At 53.3% G+C, this 21,498-nt stretch carries 19 protein-coding genes; 9 read left to right on the plus strand and 10 right to left on the minus strand.

All coding sequences use genetic code 11. The annotated features are described in order from the left end of the window. Positions 1–16 precede the first annotated feature (16 nt). The 4 genes from caiC to caiT all read right to left on the minus strand — a co-directional run bounded on the left by caiC (position 17) and on the right by caiT (position 5,668). Positions 17–1,570, minus strand: a complete 1,554-nt coding sequence (gene caiC, locus OGV77_RS10320) for a crotonobetaine/carnitine-CoA ligase (protein WP_075145221.1) — start codon at positions 1,568–1,570, stop codon at positions 17–19. Between the two features lie 62 nt (positions 1,571–1,632). Then, positions 1,633–2,850 (minus strand): L-carnitine CoA-transferase, encoded by a 1,218-nt coding sequence (caiB, locus tag OGV77_RS10325; protein ID WP_087050999.1) that lies wholly within the window; start codon positions 2,848–2,850, stop codon positions 1,633–1,635. Between the two features lie 123 nt (positions 2,851–2,973). Further along, positions 2,974–4,116 carry a crotonobetainyl-CoA dehydrogenase gene (gene caiA, locus OGV77_RS10330; protein WP_003018898.1) on the minus strand — a complete coding sequence of 381 codons (1,143 nt, stop codon included), beginning with the start codon at positions 4,114–4,116 and terminating at the stop codon, positions 2,974–2,976. 34 nt (positions 4,117–4,150) lie between these two features. Continuing rightward, positions 4,151–5,668 carry an L-carnitine/gamma-butyrobetaine antiporter gene (gene caiT, locus OGV77_RS10335; RefSeq protein WP_043018390.1) on the minus strand — a complete coding sequence of 506 codons (1,518 nt, stop codon included), beginning with the start codon at positions 5,666–5,668 and terminating at the stop codon, positions 4,151–4,153. A 481-nt stretch (positions 5,669–6,149) separates the two neighbouring features. Here caiT and OGV77_RS10340 point away from each other — a divergent pair, with 481 nt between their 5' ends. The 9 genes from OGV77_RS10340 (at position 6,150) to folA (ending at position 14,602) form a co-directional block, all read left to right on the plus strand. Continuing rightward, entirely contained in the window at positions 6,150–6,920 is a 771-nt protein-coding gene (locus OGV77_RS10340) for an electron transfer flavoprotein FixA (protein ID WP_080625735.1), read from the plus strand. Positions 6,921–6,935: 15 nt separating this feature from the next. Beyond that, positions 6,936–7,877 carry an electron transfer flavoprotein subunit alpha/FixB family protein gene (locus OGV77_RS10345; RefSeq protein WP_043018392.1) on the plus strand — a complete coding sequence of 314 codons (942 nt, stop codon included), beginning with the start codon at positions 6,936–6,938 and terminating at the stop codon, positions 7,875–7,877. A 48-nt stretch (positions 7,878–7,925) separates the two neighbouring features. Beyond that, positions 7,926–9,212 (plus strand): FAD-dependent oxidoreductase, encoded by a 1,287-nt coding sequence (locus tag OGV77_RS10350; protein WP_087051000.1) that lies wholly within the window; start codon positions 7,926–7,928, stop codon positions 9,210–9,212. Then, on the plus strand, positions 9,209–9,496 hold the full coding sequence (gene fixX, locus OGV77_RS10355) for a ferredoxin-like protein FixX (RefSeq protein WP_047406270.1): 288 nt from the start codon (positions 9,209–9,211) through the stop codon (positions 9,494–9,496). Before OGV77_RS10350 ends, fixX begins: the two co-directional genes overlap by 4 nt. A gap of 147 nt (positions 9,497–9,643) precedes the next feature. Beyond that, positions 9,644–10,987, plus strand: coding sequence for an MFS transporter (locus tag OGV77_RS10360; RefSeq protein WP_087051001.1), 1,344 nt, complete (start codon positions 9,644–9,646; stop codon positions 10,985–10,987). Between the two features lie 91 nt (positions 10,988–11,078). After that, the gene (locus tag OGV77_RS10365) at positions 11,079–11,312 is read left to right on the plus strand and encodes a YgdI/YgdR family lipoprotein (protein WP_087051002.1); all 234 of its coding nucleotides are present in this window, start codon (positions 11,079–11,081) and stop codon (positions 11,310–11,312) included. A gap of 103 nt (positions 11,313–11,415) precedes the next feature. Beyond that, on the plus strand, positions 11,416–11,946 hold the full coding sequence (gene kefF, locus OGV77_RS10370; RefSeq protein ID WP_043018395.1) for a glutathione-regulated potassium-efflux system oxidoreductase KefF: 531 nt from the start codon (positions 11,416–11,418) through the stop codon (positions 11,944–11,946). Further along, complete coding sequence (gene kefC, locus OGV77_RS10375) at positions 11,939–13,801, plus strand: glutathione-regulated potassium-efflux system protein KefC (RefSeq protein WP_043018396.1); 1,863 nt, start codon at positions 11,939–11,941, stop codon at positions 13,799–13,801. Before kefF ends, kefC begins: the two co-directional genes overlap by 8 nt. A gap of 321 nt (positions 13,802–14,122) precedes the next feature. Then, the gene (folA, locus tag OGV77_RS10380; RefSeq protein WP_003018873.1) at positions 14,123–14,602 is read left to right on the plus strand and encodes a type 3 dihydrofolate reductase; all 480 of its coding nucleotides are present in this window, start codon (positions 14,123–14,125) and stop codon (positions 14,600–14,602) included. Between the two features lie 66 nt (positions 14,603–14,668). On the opposite strand, the gene apaH is transcribed toward folA, so the two are convergent. From apaH to lptD, 6 genes are read right to left on the minus strand one after another with little or no spacing between them, the layout of a single operon-like run. Next, positions 14,669–15,517 (minus strand): bis(5'-nucleosyl)-tetraphosphatase (symmetrical) ApaH, encoded by an 849-nt coding sequence (apaH, locus tag OGV77_RS10385; protein WP_043018397.1) that lies wholly within the window; start codon positions 15,515–15,517, stop codon positions 14,669–14,671. A 10-nt stretch (positions 15,518–15,527) separates the two neighbouring features. Continuing rightward, complete coding sequence (apaG, locus tag OGV77_RS10390) at positions 15,528–15,905, minus strand: Co2+/Mg2+ efflux facilitator ApaG/CorD (protein ID WP_003018867.1); 378 nt, start codon at positions 15,903–15,905, stop codon at positions 15,528–15,530. Between the two features lie 2 nt (positions 15,906–15,907). Next, the gene (gene rsmA / locus OGV77_RS10395; protein ID WP_005124503.1) at positions 15,908–16,729 is read right to left on the minus strand and encodes a 16S rRNA (adenine(1518)-N(6)/adenine(1519)-N(6))-dimethyltransferase RsmA; all 822 of its coding nucleotides are present in this window, start codon (positions 16,727–16,729) and stop codon (positions 15,908–15,910) included. Continuing rightward, on the minus strand, positions 16,722–17,714 hold the full coding sequence (gene pdxA / locus OGV77_RS10400) for a 4-hydroxythreonine-4-phosphate dehydrogenase PdxA (protein WP_087051003.1): 993 nt from the start codon (positions 17,712–17,714) through the stop codon (positions 16,722–16,724). The genes rsmA and pdxA overlap by 8 nt, the downstream gene beginning before the upstream one ends. Then, positions 17,714–19,000, minus strand: a complete 1,287-nt coding sequence (gene surA / locus OGV77_RS10405; protein ID WP_003829603.1) for a peptidylprolyl isomerase SurA — start codon at positions 18,998–19,000, stop codon at positions 17,714–17,716. The genes pdxA and surA overlap by 1 nt, the downstream gene beginning before the upstream one ends. 53 nt (positions 19,001–19,053) lie before the next feature. Next, positions 19,054–21,414 (minus strand): LPS assembly protein LptD, encoded by a 2,361-nt coding sequence (lptD, locus tag OGV77_RS10410; RefSeq protein WP_043018399.1) that lies wholly within the window; start codon positions 21,412–21,414, stop codon positions 19,054–19,056. Between the last annotated feature and the right edge of the window lie 84 nt (positions 21,415–21,498).

Genomic DNA, 21,498 nt, shown 5'->3' on the forward strand with positions numbered 1-21,498 from the left:
ATTCCGGCCGGAAGGCTTATTTCAGATTTTTTTTGATTATTTTTCCTGAACAATTACGCGGCAGGTCGGCTCTGATCTCCATAAAAGAGGGAACCTTGAATTTCGCCATATTGTTTTCACAGAAGCTGAAGAACTCGGCTTCGCTTAATGTTTCACCCTCATTAAGGACGATAAATGCTTTGATGGCTTCATCACGGATCGAGTCTTTAATACCAACCACCACAATGTCCTGAATTTTCGGATGCGCAGAAATAATATTTTCCAGTTCGACGCAGGAGACATTTTCCCCGCCGCGTTTAATCATGTTGCAGCGCCTGTCGACGAAATAAAAAAAGCCGTCTGCATCCTGGTAACCTGAATCTCCGGTATGTAACCAGCCCTCAGGTTCCAGCGCTTTGGCGGTAGCCTCCGGCTGGGCGTAGTACTCTTTGAAGATTGTTTTGCCCGGCACGCCTTTAATGCAGATTTCGCCAATTTCTCCGGCGGGCAGGGGACGGTTGTGATCGTCACGGATTTCGGCTTCATAGCTAAAACCTACGCGACCAATAGAGGGCCAGCGCCGCTTGTCTCCGGGACGGTCGCCAATAATACCGACGATGGTTTCAGTCATGCCGTAGGAGGTCAGCAGCCTGACGCCAAAGCGTTCGGTAAAGGCGTCTTTTTCCTGTGCAGATAAATTGAGATAGAACATGACTTCGCGCAGGTGATGCTGTCTGTCGGTTGGCGCGGCAGGTTGTACCATCAGCGTTCTAATCATCATCGGAATGCATTCGGTGACCGTCGCCTGATATCTACGCACCTGATCCCAGAACGCTCTGGCGCTGTACTTCTCCAACAGCACAAAGGTGCTGCCTGCGGAGAATGCCGCCATAGCCGCCGTACACTGGCAGTCGATATGAAAAGCGGGCATCACCGTCATATAGACGTCATCATCGCGCAGAGCGATTTGCCAGGAAGTGTAGTAGCCTGCAAAACGCAGGTTGTAGTGGGTAATCACCACCCCTTTAGGCCGCGAGGTGGTGCCTGAGGTAAACAGAATTTCCGCCGTATCGTCAGTGGATAACGCGGGCGTATAGCACAGCGTGGTCGACTGGCTGGCTTGCAGTTGGGTAAAGTGGCTCACGCCGTCGTCAACCGGAAGCTGCTCGCCAATCAGACAGATATGATTCAGCGGAGTGGTATTTTCCAGCCGTATCTGGCGGTACATAGGATAAAACTGGGCGCTGGTGACCAGCATGCTCACCTGGCTGTTTTGCAGGATCCAGGCGCTTTCTTCGCCCAGTAAGCGGGCATTAATCGGCACCATAATGGCGCCAATTTTTGCCAGCCCAAACCAGCAAAAGATGAATTCCGGACAGTTATCCAGATGCAATGCGACCTTATCGCCCTTGCGGATCCCTAAGGAATGGAAAAGGTTTGCCGTGCGGTTAATCTCTTCATTGAGCGAGGCATAGCTAAACTGCCGAACGATTCCTTCGCAGGATTCGAAAATTAACGCCGTTTTATTTCCGTACACCCCGGCCAGGTCGTCCCACATCTGACGTAAGTTTTGTCCGCCAACGATATCCATATTGCTTTATCCACTGAAATCAGGCGTGAGCGCCAACCAACGAGCGGGTCAGCGCGTCGCGTTTATTCCTCAACTCTGGCCAGGCCTTTGCCGACCAGCTCATTTATGTCTGCTTCGCTATAACCGATGTTTTTCAGAATGGCGGCGGTATCCATGCCGTGTGATGGCATGCCACGCCAGATTTTCCCCGGGTTGTTTTTAAATTTCGGCATGATGTTCGGCCCTTTGCAGGTGCGACCGTCCATCGTCTGCCACTGAGTAATGGATTCACGGGCAACGTACTGCGGGTTGCCTTCCAGTTCCGGAATGGTCAGCACCTTCGCGCAGGCGATGTTCAGCTCAGCAAAGCGTGCCTGGACTTCGGCGATGGTGTGCGTTGCCAGCCAGGCGTCCAGTTTCTCTTCCACGAGCGGGCCGTATGGGCATTCCACGCGATGAATAAGCTGGGTACCTTCCGGGACTTCCGGTGTGCCAAGAATGTGGGCGAGGCCAATATCCTTGAAGCACTCGTTGATTTGCGTGATGCCGACCAGCTCCATGACGATATAGCCATCGGCGCATTTATACAGGCCGCAGCCAGCGTAATACGGGTCTTTGCCTTTGGTCATGCGTGGGCAAATTTCGCCGCCGTTGAAGTAGTCCATCATGAAGTATTGCCCCATGCGCAGCATTACTTCGTACATGGCGATATCAATGCTTTCGCCTTTACCCGTTTCGCGTACTTTGTGCAGGGCCGCCAGCGCAGCCGTCGTTGCGGTCATCCCGGAGAAGTAATCGGCGGTGTAAGGGAAGGCGGGCATTGGCTGATCAACGTCGCCGTTTTGGATCAGATAGCCGCTAAACGCCTGCGCGATGGTGTTATACGCCGGAAGATTGGTGTACTCCTCGGTACCATACTGGCCAAAGCCGGAAAGGTGGGCGATAACCAGCTTCGGGTTATGTTCCCACAGCACTTCATCGGTAATACCGCGGCGGGCAAAGGCTGGGCCTTTACTGGCTTCAATGAAAATATCGGTGGTTTCCATGAGCTTCAGAAACGCTTCCCGGCCTTCATCTTTGAAAATATTCAGCGACAGGGCGTGCAAGTTACGGCGTGAGAGCTGCGGATAGTTAGGCTGTACGCGGATAGTGTCCGCCCATGCGACGTTTTCAATCCAGATAACCTCCGCGCCCCATTCGGCGAACATTTGTCCGGCGAACGGACCGGCAATTTCGATCCCTGAAAAAACGACGCGTACCCCGGCAAGTGGGCCAAAGGCTGGCATGGGTAAATGATGCATAATTTTTCTCCTGGCATTTATGGGTGTCCATGTAGGCCGGATAAGGCGCTCGCGCCGCCATCCGGCATTGATTGCCTGATGGCGACGCTAAAGCGTCTTATCAGGCCTACAGGTTGCGTCGTTCTAGCGGTATTGCTTGAGTACCGCACGACCCAACGTCAGGATCTGCATTTCGTCAGAACCACCAGAAACACGGTCAACGCGCAGGTCGCGCCAGAAGCGCGTGATGCGATGGTTGCCCGCGATACCTACTCCGCCCAACACCTGCATGGCGGTATCGACCACTTCAAACGCGGCATTGGCGCAGAAGTATTTGCACATTGCCGCATCGCCTGAAGTAATGGTGCCGTTATCCGCTTTCCATGCGGCTTCCAGCAGCATGTTTTTCATGGAATTCAGTTTGATAGCCATGTGCGCGAACTTCTCCTGAATCAGCTGGAAACGGCCGATCGTTTCGCCAAACTGCACGCGCTGATTGGCGTAACGCGCGGCGTCTTCAAAAGCGCACATTGCCGTACCGTAGTTGGTCAGTGCGACGAGGAAGCGTTCATGGTCAAACTCTTCTTTCACGCGGTTGAAGCCATTACCTTCCCGACCGAACATGTCTTTCTCGTCCAGTTCAACGTCGTCAAAGGTGATTTCACAGCAGCTGTCCATGCGCAGACCGAGTTTCTCCAGCTTGTTGACCTTGATACCCGCTTTGCTCATGTCAACGAACCACTCGGTGTAAACAGGTTTATCCGGCGATGCGCCATCCCTCGCCATCACCACGATGTACGGGGTATAGGCGCTGCTGGTGATAAAGCACTTACTGCCATTAAGATAAACCTTACCATTTTTACGTGTATAAGTGGTTTTCAGGCTACCAACATCCGATCCCGCTCCCGGTTCGGTGATGGCAGAGTTCCACATCTGCTTACCGGTACCCTGGAACGCCATGATTTTATCGATTTGCTCCTGGGTCCCTTCACGCAGGAACGTGTTAAAACCGCCCGGCAACTGGTACAGCACGTAGGTTGGTGCGCCCAGGCGTCCGAGCTCCATCCAGACGGCGGCGACGGTGACAAAACCCGCTTCCAGTCCACCGTGTTCTTCCGGAATCAACAGGCTATCAATGCCCATATCCGCCAGCGCTTTTACAAAACGCTCAGGGTAGACGCTGTCGCGATCGCACTCGGCAAAATAAGCTTCCCAGTTCTCACTGGCCATCAGTTCACGAATACCGGCGACAAACAGTTCCTGCTCGTCATTTAAGTTGAAATCCATCTTTCAGCCTCTTGATCAATTGGGTTAATTAGAATTACTTGTCTTTCCAGTGCACTTTGGCGTCTTTAATAAAGGACAGCGTCACCATAATGTTGACGAAGAACAGCGGGCATCCTCCGGCGATAATCGCGGTCTGAATGGGCTTCAGCCCGCCCAGCGCCAGCAGAACGATACCGATGATGCCGACCAGAATGGACCAGCCGATGCGTACCAGCAGCGGCGGCTCTTCACCATCGCGAACTTCGCGACAGGTGGACATCGCCAGGGTGTAAGAGCAGGCGTTAATCAGCGTTACGGTGGCAATGAAGCAGAGGATGAAGAAGCCCCACATGGTGGCGGTGCTAAGCGGTAAAGCTGCCCAGGTTTCGATAATGGCGCGCGCCACGCCGTGTTGTTCAATCAGCTGCGGGATGTTGAGAATGTTTTTATCCATCAGCAGCAGCGTGTTGCTGCCAAGGACAGTCCACAGGATCCAGGTCGAAGCAGTCAGGCCCAGTACCATCCCGAAGCACAGTTCACGTACGGTACGACCGCGAGAAATACGCGCCAGGAAGATACTCATCTGGATGGCGTAGATGACCCACCACGCCCAGTAGAAGACGGTCCAGCCCTGCGGGAAACCGCCTTTGCCGATGGCATCGGTGTAGAACAGCATGCGCGGCAGATACATCAGCAGCATGCCGACCGAGTCGGTGAAGTAGTTCATGATGAAGCTGGCGCCGCTGACGATAAACACCCAGCCCAGCATCAGGAAGCTCAGGTAGCTACGCACGTCGCTGGCGATTTTGACTCCCTTTTGCAGGCCGCAGGCCACGCAAATAGCGTTCAATATGATCCAGCAGGTAATGATGATGGCGTCGAGTTGCAGCGTATGCGGAATACCGAACAGCCATTGCATACACTCGGTGACCAGCGGCGTCGCCAGACCGAGGCTGGTACCCATCGCAAAGATCAGCGCCACCAGGTAGAAGTTATCGACGATCGTACCGAACAGCCCTTTCGCATGCTTTTCGCCCACTAGCGGCACCAGCGTGGAGCTGGGGCGGATGACGTCCATCTTGCGCACAAAGAAGAAGTAGGCGAAGGCTACGGAGAGGAAGCTATAGGTTGCCCACGGCAGAGGTCCCCAGTGGAACAGGCTGTACGCCAGGCCCAGTTCCTTTGCGCCCGTGGAGTTAGGGGCGAGGGCAAACGGCGGGGTGGAGATGTAGTAGTAGATCTCGATGGAACCCCAGAACAGCACCGCGGCGGATGTACAGGAAGCGAACATCATAAAAATCCAGCTGGCGGTACTAAACTCGGGTTTTTCGTCGCCTAATTTCTTTTTCGAATACGGGCCAAAGACCAACCAGAACCAGCCGAAGAGCATGACGACCATATACCATTCAAATGCCCAACCCCAGACGTTGGTGACATAACTGAATACCGCATTAATAACGACGTTAGCCGCGTCCAGATCTCTTACTGTTAGCCAACAAAGTATTCCGACTATTATTAATGGCGGAAAAAAAACCTTCGGTTCAATTCCCGATTTTCTCTTTTCATTTTTCATAAGTGAATTCCAGTGTGAAAACGAAATTTATTTAGCGTACCCGTGCATGATCGTTTGTTTATTTATTATTAATGATTTGTTGATAACTTTTTAACCTCTGGGAGCGCCTCAGTGAGTAACTCATAATGGGTATTCATTTCCGGCTATTCCGTTATCGCGGTCACACTTTTTTATGCTGGCTATTTTGTTGGTGTTTTCTTGTTTTTTCTTTATTAATTATATGCTTAGTGTTGATTTTTTAACTTTTTTAAGTGACTGGCGTTCAATATTGTTGAACCAGTAAACAATATTGAAAATTTTCGTGTTTGACATGATTCTTTCAATATTGGTGAGGCATGTAACACTATTGAAAGTTACGAATTTCAATGTGTGACATTTTCAATATTGGTGATTAATGTTTTATTTCCGAATTAAAGAGCGTGATATCTGTATTTAACACCGCCGATATAAATACGTTTCCTTCATGATTTCTGGAGATGCAATGAAGATAATTACTTGCTACAAATGCGTACCTGATGAACAGGATATTGTGATTAATAATGCTGATGGTTCTCTCGATTTCAGCAAAGCAGATGGCAAAATCAGCCAATACGATCTGAATGCGATCGAAACGGCCTGTCAGTTGAAACAACTGGCAGGAGAGGCCCAGGTTGTCGCCATGAGCGTTGGCGGCAAAGCGCTGACTAATGCAAAAGGGCGCAAAGATGTGCTCTCCCGTGGCCCGGATGAACTGATTGTTGTTATCGACGATCAATTCGAGCAGGCGCTGCCGCAACAAACGGCCAGCGCGCTGGCTGCCGCCGCGAAAAAGTCAGGTTTCGATCTGCTTATTTGCGGTGACGGTTCTTCCGATCTTTATGCTCAGCAGGTTGGTCTGCTGGTGGGCGAAGCGCTGAACGTTCCGGCGATTAACGGCGTGAGTAAAATCCTCTCTCTTACCGACAGCACGTTGACGGTAGAGCGTGAACTGGAAGATGAAGTTGAAACGCTAAGCATCCCGCTCCCGGCGGTGATCGCAGTTTCTACGGATATCAACACCCCACAAATCCCTTCTATGAAAGCCATCCTTGGCGCAGCGAAAAAACCGGTTCAGGTCTGGTCGCCTGCAGACATTGGGTTGAACAGCGCGCAGGCGTATTCCGAACAACAGGTTGCTGCGCCGAAGCAGCGCGAGCGTCAGCGCGTTGTCATTGAAGGCGACGGTGAAGAACAGATTGCCGCGTTTGTCGAGAATCTTCGCAAAATCATTTAATTATCAGGGGATGTTATGAACAAATTTTCCAGTATCTGGGTATTCAGCGATACCCCTTCTCGTCTGCCGGAACTGATGAATGGTGCGCAGGCTTTAGGTGAAAAAGTTAACACGTTTGTGCTCAGCGATGAGGACGGCGCGACGGCATGCCATTTAGGCGCGGAACATGTCTGGCTGCTCAGCGGCAAACCCGAAGACCGTATGGTTGAAGACTACGCCGATGTGATGGCCGAGACCATTCGTCAGCACAGCGAGGACGGCGCGGTGCTGCTGCCGAATACGCGTCGGGGCAAGCTGCTAGCGGCAAAGCTGGGCTTTCGCTTGTCGGCTGCGGTCTCAAATGACGCCAGCGCAGTTGCAGTGCAGGACGGAAAAGCGGCGGTCAAACATATGGTCTACGGCGGCCTGGCGATGGGAGCAGAAACAATCGCCTCACCGTTTGCCGTGATCACGCTCAGCAGCGGAACATTTGATGCGCAGCAACCGGATACCGCCCGCAGCGGCGAGGTGCACACCGTGCAGTGGCAGGCTCCGGCCATTGCCGTGACGCGTACAGCCACTCAGGCGCGTCAGAGCAACAGCGTCGATCTCGACAAAGCCCGTCTGGTGGTCAGCGTGGGGCGCGGTATCGGCAGTAAAGAAAATATCTCGCTGGCAGAAGCGCTGTGCCAGACGATTGGCGCTGAGCTGGCATGTTCCCGCCCGGTGGCGGAAAACGAGAAGTGGATGGAGCATGAACGCTACGTCGGCATCTCCAACCTGATGCTTAAGCCTGAACTGTATCTGGCCGTGGGGATCTCCGGGCAGATCCAACATATGGTCGGCGCCAACGGCGCACAGACGATTTTCGCCATCAACAAAGACAAAAATGCACCGATTTTCCAGTATGCAGATTATGGCATCGTTGGCGATGCGCTGAAGATCCTGCCTGCGCTGACGGCTGCCTTAGCGCGTTAAACCATTCGGGCAGGATGCGAAGGTATCCTGCCGCTGACAGGAGTACGTATGTCCGAAGATATCTTTGATGCCATCATCGTGGGTGCAGGTCTGGCGGGTTCGGTTGCGGCGCTGGTGCTGGCTCGGGAAGGCGCACAGGTGCTGGTTATCGAGCGCGGCAATTCTGCTGGCGCGAAGAATGTCACCGGTGGGCGCATGTATGCGCATAGCCTGGAGCGCATCATTCCCGGTTTTGCTGAGCAGGCTCCCATTGAACGCATCATCACCCACGAAAAACTCGCCTTTATGACCGACAAAGGGGCGATGATCATCGATTACTGCAATGGTGAAGAGGCCGCATCGTCGCAGGTTTCTTATTCCGTCTTACGCAGTAAATTTGACGCCTGGCTGATGGAGCAGGCCGAAGAGGCGGGCGCTCAGCTCATCACCGGTATTCGCGTGGATAACGTTGTGCAGCGCGAGGGTAAAGTCGTGGGCGTGGAAGCCGACGGCGATATTCTGGAAGCCAAAGTCGTAATCCTCGCCGACGGGGTGAATTCTCTGCTGGCTGAAAAGCTGGGTATGGCAAAGCGCGTGGAGGCATCGCATGTTGCCGTCGGCGTAAAAGAGCTGATCGAACTGCCAAAATCGGTAATTGAAGATCGTTTCCAGTTACAGGGGAACGAAGGCGCAGCCTGCCTTTTTGCCGGTTCGCCAACCGATGGATTGATGGGCGGTGGCTTTCTTTATACGAATGAAACGACCCTTTCTCTGGGACTGGTCTGTGGCCTTCATCATCTGAAAGACGCGAAAAAATCGGTCCCGCAAATGCTGGAAGATTTCAAACAGCATCCGGCAGTAGCCCCGCTGATCGCTGGTGGCAAGCTGGTGGAATATGCCGCGCATGTTGTTCCGGAAGCCGGTATCAATATGCAGCCAGAACTGGTGGGTGACGGTGTCCTGATTGCTGGTGATGCTGCAGGAATGTGTATGAACCTCGGCTTTACCATCCGCGGTATGGATCTCGCCATATCAGCAGGCGAAGCGGCGGCGAAAACGGTGCTCTCCGCAATGAAGCGCGATGATTTTAGCAAGCAGTCGTTGGGCGAATATCGTCAGCATCTCGACGAGGGTCCGATGCGCGATATGCGCATGTATCAGAAGCTTCCCGCTTTCCTTGATAACCCACGCATGTTTACCGCCTATCCTGAAATGGCGGTCAGTATCGCGCGCGACCTGTTCACCGTGGATGGTTCCGCTCCGGTGCCAATGCGCAAAAAAATCCTGCGCCATGCGAAGAAAGTGGGCTTCATCAACCTGATGAAAGATGGCCTGAAAGGAGTGACCGTATTATGACATCTCCCGTCAATGTGGACGTCAAACTGGGCGTCAATAAGTTCAATGTGGATGAAGACAGCCCGCATATCATTCTCAAAACCGAACCTGATAAACAGGCGCTGGAAGTGCTGATTAAGGCCTGTCCGGCTGGACTGTATAAAAAGCAGGACGACGGCAGTGTGCGTTTTGATTACGCCGGGTGCCTGGAGTGCGGAACGTGCCGCATTCTTGGACTTGATACCGCGCTGGAAAAGTGGGAATACCCGCGCGGAACCTTTGGCGTGGAATTTCGCTACGGCTAATAAGTACGAGGTTGTGCCCCCGTAGGCCGGATAAGATGCGGTAGCATCGCCATCCGGCAATCATGTGGCGCCAATGCCGGATGGCGGCGTAAACGCCTTATCCGGCCTACAGATGACGCTTTGCCCGTGTTGAAACAGGAAGTCGCTATGCAGCAGCCCAGGAACTTTGATGACATCAAATTTACCTCTATTCACCGCCGGATAATGCTGTGGGGAAGCGGTGGGCCGTTTCTGGATGGTTATGTGCTGGTGATGATTGGCGTGGCGCTGGAACAGCTCACGCCAGCATTGAAACTGGACGCACAGTGGATTGGTCTGCTGGGCGCTGGCACGCTCGCCGGTCTGTTTGTGGGGACGTCGCTGTTTGGCTACATTTCCGATAAGGTCGGGCGGCGCAAAATGTTCATCATCGATATTATCGCCATTGGCGTGATATCGGCGGCAACCATGTTTGTCTCCTCGCCCGTTGAGCTGTTGGTGATGCGCGTGCTAATCGGCATTGTGATTGGTGCTGATTACCCGATCGCTACCTCGATGATTACCGAGTTCTCCAATACCCGCCAGCGCGCTTTTTCCATCGGTTTTATCGCCGCGATGTGGTATGTCGGCGCCACCTGTGCCGACCTGGTCGGTTACTGTTTGTATGATGTTGAGGGTGGATGGCGCTGGATGTTGGGCAGCGCGGTGATCCCTTGCATTTTGATCCTGATTGGACGTTTCGATCTTCCTGAATCCCCGCGCTGGCTGCTGCGTAAAGGGCGGGTGAAAGAGTGCGAGGAGATGATGATCAAACTGTTCGGCGAACCGGTGGTGTTCGACGAAGAAGCGCCGCAGGAGACGCGCTTCTTACAGCTGTTTAATCGCCGTCATTTCCCGTTTGTTCTGTTTGTCGCCGTTATCTGGACCTGTCAGGTGATCCCGATGTTCGCCATCTATACCTTCGGTCCGCAGATTGTTGGGTTGCTGGGGCTTGGTGCCGGGAAAAGCGCCGCGTTGGGCAATGTGGTGATAAGCCTGTGCTTTATGCTGGGGTGCATTCCTCCCATGTTCTGGCTCAATAGCGCGGGCCGCCGACCGCTGTTGATTGGCAGCTTTATTATGATGACGCTGGCGCTGGCCGTGCTGGGGTTAATCCCTGATATGGGGGCGTGGCTGGTGGTGCTGGCGTTTGCCGTATACGCGTTTTTCTCGGGGGGACCAGGAAACCTGCAGTGGCTATACCCGAACGAACTGTTTCCTACCGATATTCGCGCGTCTGCCGTCGGGGTGATAATGTCGTTAAGCCGCATTGGTACTATTGTTTCAACCTGGGCCCTGCCGGTATTCATTAGCAAATACGGCATCAGTAATGTCATGCTGATGGGGGCGGGAATTTCGCTGATTGGCCTGCTGGTGTCGATTGCTTTCGCGCCGGAAACGCGAGGGTTGACGCTGGCGCAAACCAGTCAAATGACGATTCGCAGTAAGCCCGTGACCAGGGCAGGTTATTAGGAGTGTTCTGTATTTTTCCTGCAACTCAGTCAGTTAGCCTACAGTTAATTGGGTATTTTATTGAAAACAACTGAAAAGCAGGGAGAACACCATGCAAAAACATATCCTGATCACGTCCTTTTTTACCGCAGCAGCACTGTTTACCGTAGCCGGTTGTTCCTCAAACCAGGCGGTTAAAACCACCGATGGCAAAACCATCGTCACTGACGGCAAACCGCAAGTCGATGATGATACCGGCCTGGTATCGTACAAAAATGCGCAAACAGGTAAGACGGAGCAGATTAACCGCGACCAGGTTAAAGATATGAGCGAGCTGGACAACTAACTCAGATTTTTCCATTTATCTACTCAATAATATTGACTGTTAGCCTGTGGATTAACTGACTAAACTCACTGTTATTACAATAATGCAGTGAAACAGGCTAATCATGATCCTCATCATTTATGCGCATCCCTATCCGCAGCACTCGCATGCGAATAAGCGGATGCTTGAACAGGCAAGGACGCTGGAGGGCGTGGAGATCCGCTCGCTCTACCAGCTCTACCCCGACTTCAATATCGATATTGCCGCCGAACAGGATGCGCTGTCGCGCGCTGATTTGATCATCTGGCAGCATCCGATGCAGTGGTATAGCACACCTCCGTTACTCAAGCTTTGGATGGATAAGGTCCTTTCGCACGGTTGGGCGTACGGTCACGGTGGAACTGCGCTCCACGGCAAGCATTTGCTATGGGCAGTGACCACCGGCGGCGGTGAAAACCACTTTGATATTGGCTCCCATCCTGGATTTGATGTGCTCTCCCAGCCCTTACAGGCAACGGCGCTTTATTGTGGCCTCAAATGGCTGCCGCCGTTTGCGATGCACTGTACGTTTATCTGCGATGATGAAACCCTGCAGGCGCAGGCGCGTCATTACAAACAACGTCTGCTGGAGTGGCAGGAGGTTCATCATGGATAGCCATACGCTGATACAGGCGCTGATTTATCTCGGCTCGGCGGCACTGATTGTCCCCATCGCCGTGCGGCTGGGGCTGGGGTCGGTGCTGGGGTATCTTATCGCCGGATGTATTATCGGACCCTGGGGTCTGAGGCTGGTGACGGACGCCGAATCAATCCTGCATTTTGCGGAGATCGGCGTGGTGCTGATGCTGTTTGTTATCGGCCTGGAGCTGGATCCGCAACGTTTGTGGAAACTGAGAGCCTCGGTGTTCGGCGGCGGCGCGCTGCAGATGGTGGTTTGCGGTGGTCTGATTGGTTTGTTCTGTATGTTCCTTGGCCTGCGCTGGCAGGTAGCGGAACTGATCGGCATGACGCTGGCGCTTTCCTCCACGGCCATCGCTATGCAGGCGATGAATGAACGTAACCTGATGGTGTCGCAACTGGGGCGTAGCGCATTTGCCGTGCTGCTGTTCCAGGATATCGCCGCTATTCCACTGGTCGCGATGATCCCATTACTGGCGGCGAGCGGCGCATCAACAACGCTTGGGGCGTTTGCATTGTCTGCCCTTAAGGTGGCGGGCGCGCTGGTATTGGTGGTGGTGTTGGGGCGTTATGTGACACGTCCGGCCTTACGTTTTGTCGCCCGCTCGGGCCTGCGGGAAGTGTTCAGTGCCGTTGCGCTGTTCCTCGTGTTTGGCTTCGGTCTGCTGTTGGAAGAGGTTGGACTGTCGATGGCGATGGGGGCATTCCTGGCCGGTGTGCTGCTGGCGAGCTCTGAGTATCGCCACGCGCTGGAAAGCGATATTGAGCCGTTTAAAGGGTTGTTGCTGGGACTGTTCTTTATCGGCGTGGGGATGTCTATCGACTTTGGTACGCTGATTGATAATCCCTTGCGTATTATCATCCTGCTGGTCGGTTTCCTGGTTATCAAAACCGTCATGCTGTGGCTGATAGCGAAACCCTTACAGGTACCGAACAAGCAGCGCAGATGGTTTGCCGTTTTATTAGGGCAGGGCAGTGAGTTTGCTTTCGTGGTGTTTGGCGCGGCGCAAATGGCAAACGTGCTTGACCCTGACTGGGCGAAATCTCTCACGCTGGCGGTGGCGCTGTCGATGGCGGCCACGCCGATTTTACTGGTGATTTTGACGCGTCTGGAAAAATCGGCGACCGGTGAAGAGCGGGAGGCCGATGAAATTGACGAGGAACAGCCGCGGGTGATCATCGCCGGGTTCGGGCGTTTTGGCCAGATAACCGGTCGTCTGTTGCTGTCGAGTGGGGTCAAAATGGTGGTTCTTGACCATGACCCGGACCATATCGAAACGCTGCGTAAATTCGGCATGAAGGTATTCTATGGCGATGCGACCCGGATGGATCTGCTGGAGTCTGCCGGGGCGGCTAAAGCCGAAGTCATTATTAACGCTATTGACGATCCGCAAACCAGCCTGCAACTGACCGAAATGGTGAAGGAGCATTTCCCGCATCTGCAAATTATTGCCCGTGCGCGCGACGTGGATCATTACATCCGGCTGCGCCAGGCGGGCGTGGATATGCCGGAACGTGAAACCTTTGAAGGCGCACTGAAGACCGGACGCCTGGCACTGGAAGGGCTCGGGCTTGGCCGCTATGAAGCGCGAGAGCGGGCCGACGTATTCCGCCGCTTCAATACGCTGATGGTTGAGGAGATGGTGAAAGGGGAAAATGACGCGACTTCCCGCGCGGCGGTTTATAAACGCACCAGCGCAATGCTGAGTGAAATTATTGCGGAAGATCGTCAGCACTTATCGTTGATTCAACGCCATGGCTGGCAAGGCACGGATGAAGGTAAGCATACGGGCGACGTCGCCGATGAGCCGGAAGTGAAACCGTCAGCATAGGGTAAAAAATGTGATGTTCTGCAAACTTTACTGCTAATTGGCTGTTTTTGAACTACTGTAATGCTGGCGTACCACCTTAAATAGGTCGGTTCGCCAGCAGAACGGAAAATTTTCATGCTCATCCTCTTTCCGCCAGTTGACGAAAGATTATGCTTTCCGTATATACACGTCATCATTCAGGCTGCCTCTTTGTTGGCTGCCTTCGTCACCCCAGTCACTTACTGATGTAAGCTCCTGGGGCTTACTCAGTTGCCGCCGTGATGCAACCCGAATGATTTAGTGTATAGTGGCGACAATTTTTTTGTATCCGGGAAACATTCAATGATCAGTCTGATTGCGGCGTTAGCGGTAGATCGCGTCATCGGTATGGAAAACGCCATGCCGTGGAACCTACCTGCCGATCTCGCCTGGTTTAAACGTAATACCTTAAATAAGCCGGTTGTCATGGGACGCCACACCTGGGAATCCATCGGGCGACCGTTGCCTGGGCGTAAAAATATCGTCATCAGCAGCAAGCCAGGCACCGACGATCGCGTGCAGTGGGTGAAGTCTGTTGATGAAGCGATTGCGGCCTGCGGCGATGAACCTGAAATTATGGTGATTGGTGGTGGACGTGTGTATGAGCAGTTCCTGCCGAAAGCGCAGAAACTGTATCTGACGCACATCGATGCGGAAGTTGAAGGGGATACGCATTTCCCGGACTACGAACCGGATGACTGGGAATCGGTGTTCAGTGAATTCCACGATGCCGACGCGCAAAACTCCCACAGCTATTGCTTCGAGATTCTGGAGCGTCGTTAATTTGGGTGCCTGATGGCAGATTCGTAGGCCGGATAAGGTGCGAGCACCGCATCCGGCAGACGACTATCAGGCGTTGACCGCCTCGCCGGGATCCAGATTCAAATGGCGATTTGATGGCTGCACGAAGTACTGTTTGTCTTCCCAACGCAGACAGGTGAGATCGCCTCCCCAGCAACACCCCGTATCCAGCGCGTAAATACCTTCTGGCGTGCCTTTGCCCTCCAGCGATGCCCAGTGCCCGAAAGCAATGCTATAGGCTTCACTGACAGGGCCTGGAATGGCAAACCACGGCTTCAGCGGGGCTGGCGCATCTTCTGGCGACTCTTTGCTGTACATATCCAACTGACCATTGGGAAAGCAGTAACGCATGCGGGTAAACGCATTGGTAATAAAACGCAGGCGGGCCAGACCGGTCAGTTCCGGGGTCCAGTTGTTTGGCATGTCGCCATACATCGCATCCAGGAAGAAGGGATACGAATCGCTCGACAATACGGCTTCAACATCGCGAGCACAGTCCTTCGCCGTCTGCAGGTCCCACTGTGGAGTAATCCCTGCGTGCGCCATCACCAGTTTCTTCTCTTCATCTACCTGCAACAGCGGTTGGCGGCGGAGCCAGTTAAGCAATGCATCAGCATCCGGTGCTTCAAGCAGTGGCGTAAGCCGATCTTTTGGTTTATTCCGACTGATGCCGGCAAACACGGCCAGCAGGTGTAAATCGTGATTGCCGAGGACTAACCGTACGCTGTCGCCCAGCGATTTAACGTAGCGTAAAACGTCTAACGACCCTGGCCCACGGGCGACCAGATCGCCGGTGAGCCATAAGGTGTCTTGTTCTGGATTAAAGTCTACCTGGTGCAGCAAGGCTACCAGTTCATCGTAACAACCGTGAACGTCGCCAATGAGGTATGTTGCCATAGCTATTGTTTTAATGAATGAGTGTAGGAACGGCGAGTCGGAACACGGGAATGTCGATGGTAAAGGCGATTCCTTGCTCATCAATCATTTCGTAATGACCCTGCATGGTGCCCAGCGGCGTTTCAATCACTGCACCGCTGGTGTACTGGTACTCTTCGCCAGGTTCGATGTGGGGCTGAACGCCAACCACACCTTCGCCCTGAACTTCGGTTTCGCGACCATGACCATTGGTGATCAGCCAATAACGCCCCAACAGCTGCACAGGCGCTCGCCCCAAATTGCGGATAGTCACGGTATAAGCAAAAACGTAACGTTCATCATCAGGTGAGGATTGTGCCTCAATGTAGACGCTTTGTACCTGAATGCACACTCGGGGCGAATTGATCATGTTTAACTCTCCTTCGATGGCGCGTTTTCTGACAGATAGTTAGCCATCCGGCAGTATTGCGCGACAGAGATATTTTCCGCTCGCATCGCCGGATCAATGCCCAGCTCTGTCAGTACTTCAACGCTAAACAGGTTACCGAGGCTGTTACGCACCGTTTTACGGCGCTGATTAAACGCTTCGGTGGTAATACGGCTCAGCACACGGACATCTTTAACCGGGTACGGCATTGTCGCGTGAGGGACCAGACGCACGACGGCGGAATCGACTTTAGGCGCAGGCGTAAATGCAGATGGCGGCACTTCAAGTACCGGGATCACATTGCAGTAATACTGCGCCATGACGCTTAATCGACCATACGCTTTACTGTTTGGCCCTGCAACCAGACGATTGACCACCTCTTTTTGCAACATGAAATGCATGTCGGCAATGGCATCAGTATAGGTAAAAAGATGGAACATCAGCGGCGTGGAGATGTTGTACGGCAGGTTGCCGAATACGCGCAGCGGCTGACCCATCGTTTGTGCCAGTTCACCAAAGTTCATGGTCATGGCATCTTGCTGATAAATCGTCAGCTTTGGCCCTAAAAACGGGTGTGTTTGCAGGCGCGCGGCGAGATCGCGGTCCAGCTCAATGACCGTGAGCTTGTCCAGGCGTTCGCCAACGGGTTCGGTCAATGCTGCCAGGCCCGGGCCGATTTCGACCATAGCCTGACCTTTCTGCGGGTTGATAGCAGAGACAATACTTTCGATCACAAATTGATCGTTGAGGAAGTTTTGCCCGAAACGTTTACGGGCTAAGTGGCCCTGATGGACTCGATTATTCATTAGTATTAACAATCATTTTGATGGCGAGATTAAGCGCCGTAATAAAACTGCCGACATCTGCTTGCCCACGACCCGCAAGTTCAAGTGCGGTGCCGTGATCGACGGATGTGCGAATAAAGGGCAGGCCCAGCGTGATATTCACACCGCGACCAAATCCCTGGTATTTTAGCACGGGGAGGCCCTGATCGTGGTACATTGCCAGCACGGCATCCGCGTGGTCGAGATATTTGGGCTGAAACAGCGTATCTGCGGGCAGCGGACCGTTTAATTTCATCCCTTGCGCACGCAGTTCATCGAGTACCGGAATGAGGGTGTCTATCTCTTCCGTTCCCATATGACCGCCTTCACCAGCATGCGGGTTTAGACCGCACACCAGGATATGCGGATCGGCAATGCCGAATTTGGTGCGCAAATCATGATGCAAAATGCCGATCACTTCCTGAAGCAGGGCGGGCGTAATGGCGTCGGCAACGGCTCTGAGCGGCAAATGCGTGGTTGCCAGGGCAACGCGCAGCTCTTCCGTCGCCAGCATCATGACGACTTTCTTTGCCTGTGAGCGCTCTTCAAAAAACTCGGTATGCCCGGTAAACGGGACGCCTGCGTCATTGATTACACCCTTGTGAACCGGACCGGTGATCAGCGCCGCAAACTCACCTTGCAGACAACCATCGCAGGCGCGAGCCAGCGTATCCACTACATATTGCCCGTTCTCTACCGTCAACTGACCCGCGACAACAGGTGCCCGCAGCGCAATCGGTAACAGCGTCAATGTGCCTGCTGATTGCGGTTTGGCTGGGATATCTGGAGAGTATGGGAGGAGTGAAAGCGGTAAACCGAGCATCGCTGCCCGGTCACTGAGGAGTGCTGCATCCGCACAGACAACGAGTTCTACAGGCCACTCGCGCTGGGCGAGCTGAACTACCAGGTCCGGGCCAATCCCGGCGGGTTCGCCGGGAGTGATAACAACGCGTTGAGTACGAGTCATTAGTTGCTCAGAACTTTAACGTAGGCGCTGGCGCGCTGTTCCTGCATCCAGGTTGCTGCTTCTTCCGAGAATTTACGGTTCATCAGCATACGGTAAGCTCTGTCTTTCTGCGCCGCGTCAGTTTTATCAACGTTACGCGTGTCCAGCAGTTCGATCAAATGCCAACCGAAAGAGGAGTGCACCGGGGCGCTCATCTGGCCTTTATTAAGTTTGGTCAGCGCATCGCGGAAAGCAGGGTCGAAAATGTCCGCTGCAGCCCAGCCCAGATCGCCGCCCTGGTTAGCAGAACCGGGATCCTGAGAAAACTCTTTAGCCGCTGCCGCGAAGGTAGTTTTACCGCTCTTAATATCTGCCGCGATTTGTTCCAGCTTCAGACGCGCCTGTTGATCGGTCATGATCGGCGACGGCTTAAGCAGAATGTGGCGGGCGTGAACTTCAGTCACGGAGATGCTCTGGCTTTGGCCACGCATGTCGTTCACTTTCAGGATGTGGAAGCCGACACCTGAACGAATTGGGCCGATGATATCGCCTTTTTTCGCGGTACTTAACGCCTGGGCGAAGATACCCGGCAGCTCCTGAATACGTCCCCAACCCATCTGGCCGCCTTTCAGCGCCTGTTGGTCGGCTGAGTAAGTGATGGCCAGTTTGCCGAAATCGCTACCGTTACGCGCTTCATCAACAACCGAGCGCGCCTGGCTTTCAGCCGCGTTAACCTGGTCGGAGGTTGGGTTTTCCGGTAATGGGATCAGAATGTGGCTCAGGTTCAGCTCGGTGCTGGCATCGTTCTGGTTGCCGACCTGCTGTGCCAGGGCATCCACTTCCTGAGGCAGGATAGTGACGCGACGGCGAACTTCGTTATTACGCACTTCAGAGATGGTCATCTCTTTGCGGATCTGGCTACGATAGGTCGAATAACTTAAGCCATCCTGTGCCAGACGGCTGCGCATCTGATCCAGCGTCATGTTGTTCTGCTTGGCGATATTGGCGATAGCCTGATCCAACTGCTCGTCAGAGATTTTCACACCCATCTTCTGACCCATCTGCAGGAGGATTTGATCCATGATCAAACGTTCCAGGATCTGATGACGCAGCGTGGCATCGTCCGGTAACTGCTGACCAGCCTGACCTGCATTAAGTTTTACTGACTGCATTAAGCCATCGACGTCGCTTTCCAGAACGACGCCGTTATTGACGACGGCTGCGACTTTATCGACTACCTGTGGGGCAGCGAAACTGGTATTCGCGATCATGGCGATACCGAGAAGCAGCGTTTTCCAGTTCTTCATACTTTTTCCATTTCAATTAACCGCAATGCGGATTACGTTGTAAATCAATCAGATCATAAAGAGCTTTGATACGGCAAAATGTTCGAACGCAACATTTGGTTGGTGCCGAGACCGTAGTTGGAGCTCAGGCCGCGCAGTTCGATATTAAAGCCGATCGTGTTGTCATAAACTGCATGTTTCTGAGTGTCATCCCAACCGTTCAGCTTACGTTCGTAGCCGAAGCGAATGGCGTAACAGCAGGAGTTGTACTGTAGGCCCAGCATGGAGTCCGCTTCTTTGTTCACGTTGGTGTCGAAGTAGTAAGCTCCGACAATCGACCAGCGATCGGCGATCGGGAAGCTTGCCACTGCGCCCACCTGCGAAATCCCGTTTTTATACTGCTCTGCCGTGGAGTAGTAAGACGGCAGAGTGGCCTGGATATACTCCGAACTGGCGTAACGGTAGTTCAGTTGCAGCATACGGTTTTCGTCGCGACGGTATTCGATACTGCTGCTGCTGGTTGCGACGCTGTCCAGACGCGTGTCGTACTGGATCCCACTGCGTAAACCCCAACGATCGGAGATGCGCCAGTAGGTGTCGCCCGCCCATACCAGTGAACCTGTTTTGTCGTCATTCTCCCATTTAATGTTGTCATCGCCGGTGCGAGACTCGGTGAAATAGTAGATTTGACCCACAGAAATATTAAAACGTTCAACGGCTGCGTCATCATAAACGCGAGATGTGACCCCGGTCGTCACCTGATTGGCGGAAGCGATACGGTCCAGGCCGCCATAGGTACGGTCACGGAACAGGCCGCTATAGTCAGCTTGCAGCAGGGACGAGTCATAGTTATAGATATGACTTTGGTCGCGATACGGGACGTACAGGTACTGAGCGCGTGGCTCCAGCGTCTGGGTATAACCCGGCGCCAGCATTTGCATGTCACGCTCGAACACCATCTTGCCATCAACTTTAAACTGCGGCATGACGCGGTTGGCTGAATCATCGAGCTTGTTAACGTTACTCGGGTTATTGTTGTACCAATCCAGGTTGGTCTGCTGATAGTGCGTTGCCAGCAGTTTCGCTTCGGTATTGATACTTCCCCAGTTATTCGATAACGGCAGGTTGATAGTCGGTTCCAGGTGAACACGTGTGGCTTCCGGCATGTCGTCATTGGTGTTAACGAAATGCACCGCCTGGCCATAAATGCGGGTATCAAACGGACCAACGTCATTTTGGTAGAAGTTGACATCTAACTGCGGCTCAGCGGAATAACTACTTGTATTCTGATCGTCAAAGACCTGGAACTGCTTGGTCGAAACCGTGGCGTCAAAGTTCTGTACCGCGTAGCCAACGCTGAATTTTTGCGTGGCGTAGCCGTCGGTACTGGAACCGTATTTGTTATCGAAATCATTAAAGTAGCTGGAGTCGCTGACTTTGGTGTAGTCGACGTTGAAACGCCACACCTGGTCCATTACACCGGCGTGTTGCCAGTAAAACAGCCAGCGACGTGAATTGTCATCTTTCGGATGTTCATCCTCGTACACTTTATCGGAGTTCAGATAATCGAACTCCATCAGGCCCGCACCAGCCTGAGTGAGGTAGCGGAATTCGTTCTCCCACATGATCCCGCCACGACGGTGCATATAATGCGGCGTGATAGTGGCGTCCATATTGGGCGCAATGTTCCAGTAGTACGGCAGGTAGAACTCAAAATAGTTCTTGGTAGAATATTTTGCGTTCGGGATCAGGAAACCGGAACGGCGCTTATCACCAACGGGCAACTGTAAATAAGGACTGTAAAAGATCGGAACCGGACCCAGTTTAAAGCGGGCGTTCCAGATCTCCGCGACCTGTTCTTCACGGTCATGAATGACTTCGCTACCGACAACGCTCCAGGTATCGGAACCTGGCAGACAGGAGGTGAAGCTACCGTTTTCCAGAATGGTATAGCGGTTTTCCCCACGCTGCTTCATCAGGTCGGCTTTTCCGCGCCCCTGACGGCCTACCATCTGGTAATCACCTTCCCAGATGTTGGTATCTTTGGTATTCAGGTTAGACCAACCCTTCGGCCCCTTCAGAATAACCTGATTATCATCATAATGGACATTGCCCAGCGCATCGACGGTACGTACTGGCTCCGGCTGGCCATCGGCTTGCTTCTGGTGAAGCTGCACTTCGTCTGCCTGCAGGCGGCTATTACCCTGTGCGATGTCCACGTTGCCGGTAAACACCGCGTCATCCGGGTAATTCCCTTTGGCGTTGTCGGCATTGATGGTGACGGGTAATTCATTGGTCTCGCCCTGTACCAGAGGACGGTCATAGCTTGGCACGCCCAGCATACACTGTGAGGCGAGATCGGCTGCCAGGCCCTGATGGCTATAGAGGGCGCTGGCAATCATGGTGGCCAGAAGAGTGGGAATACGTTTTTTCATACGTTGTATTTATTGTTCCATCATCAGTAGCGTCGCGCGTGACAAACGGTCACAGCCTAACTTATCTCATCTTCACTTCGCTAG

This window comes from Citrobacter sp. Ce129, assembly GCF_030334545.1.
Classification (GTDB): Bacteria; Pseudomonadota; Gammaproteobacteria; order Enterobacterales; family Enterobacteriaceae; genus Citrobacter; species Citrobacter europaeus.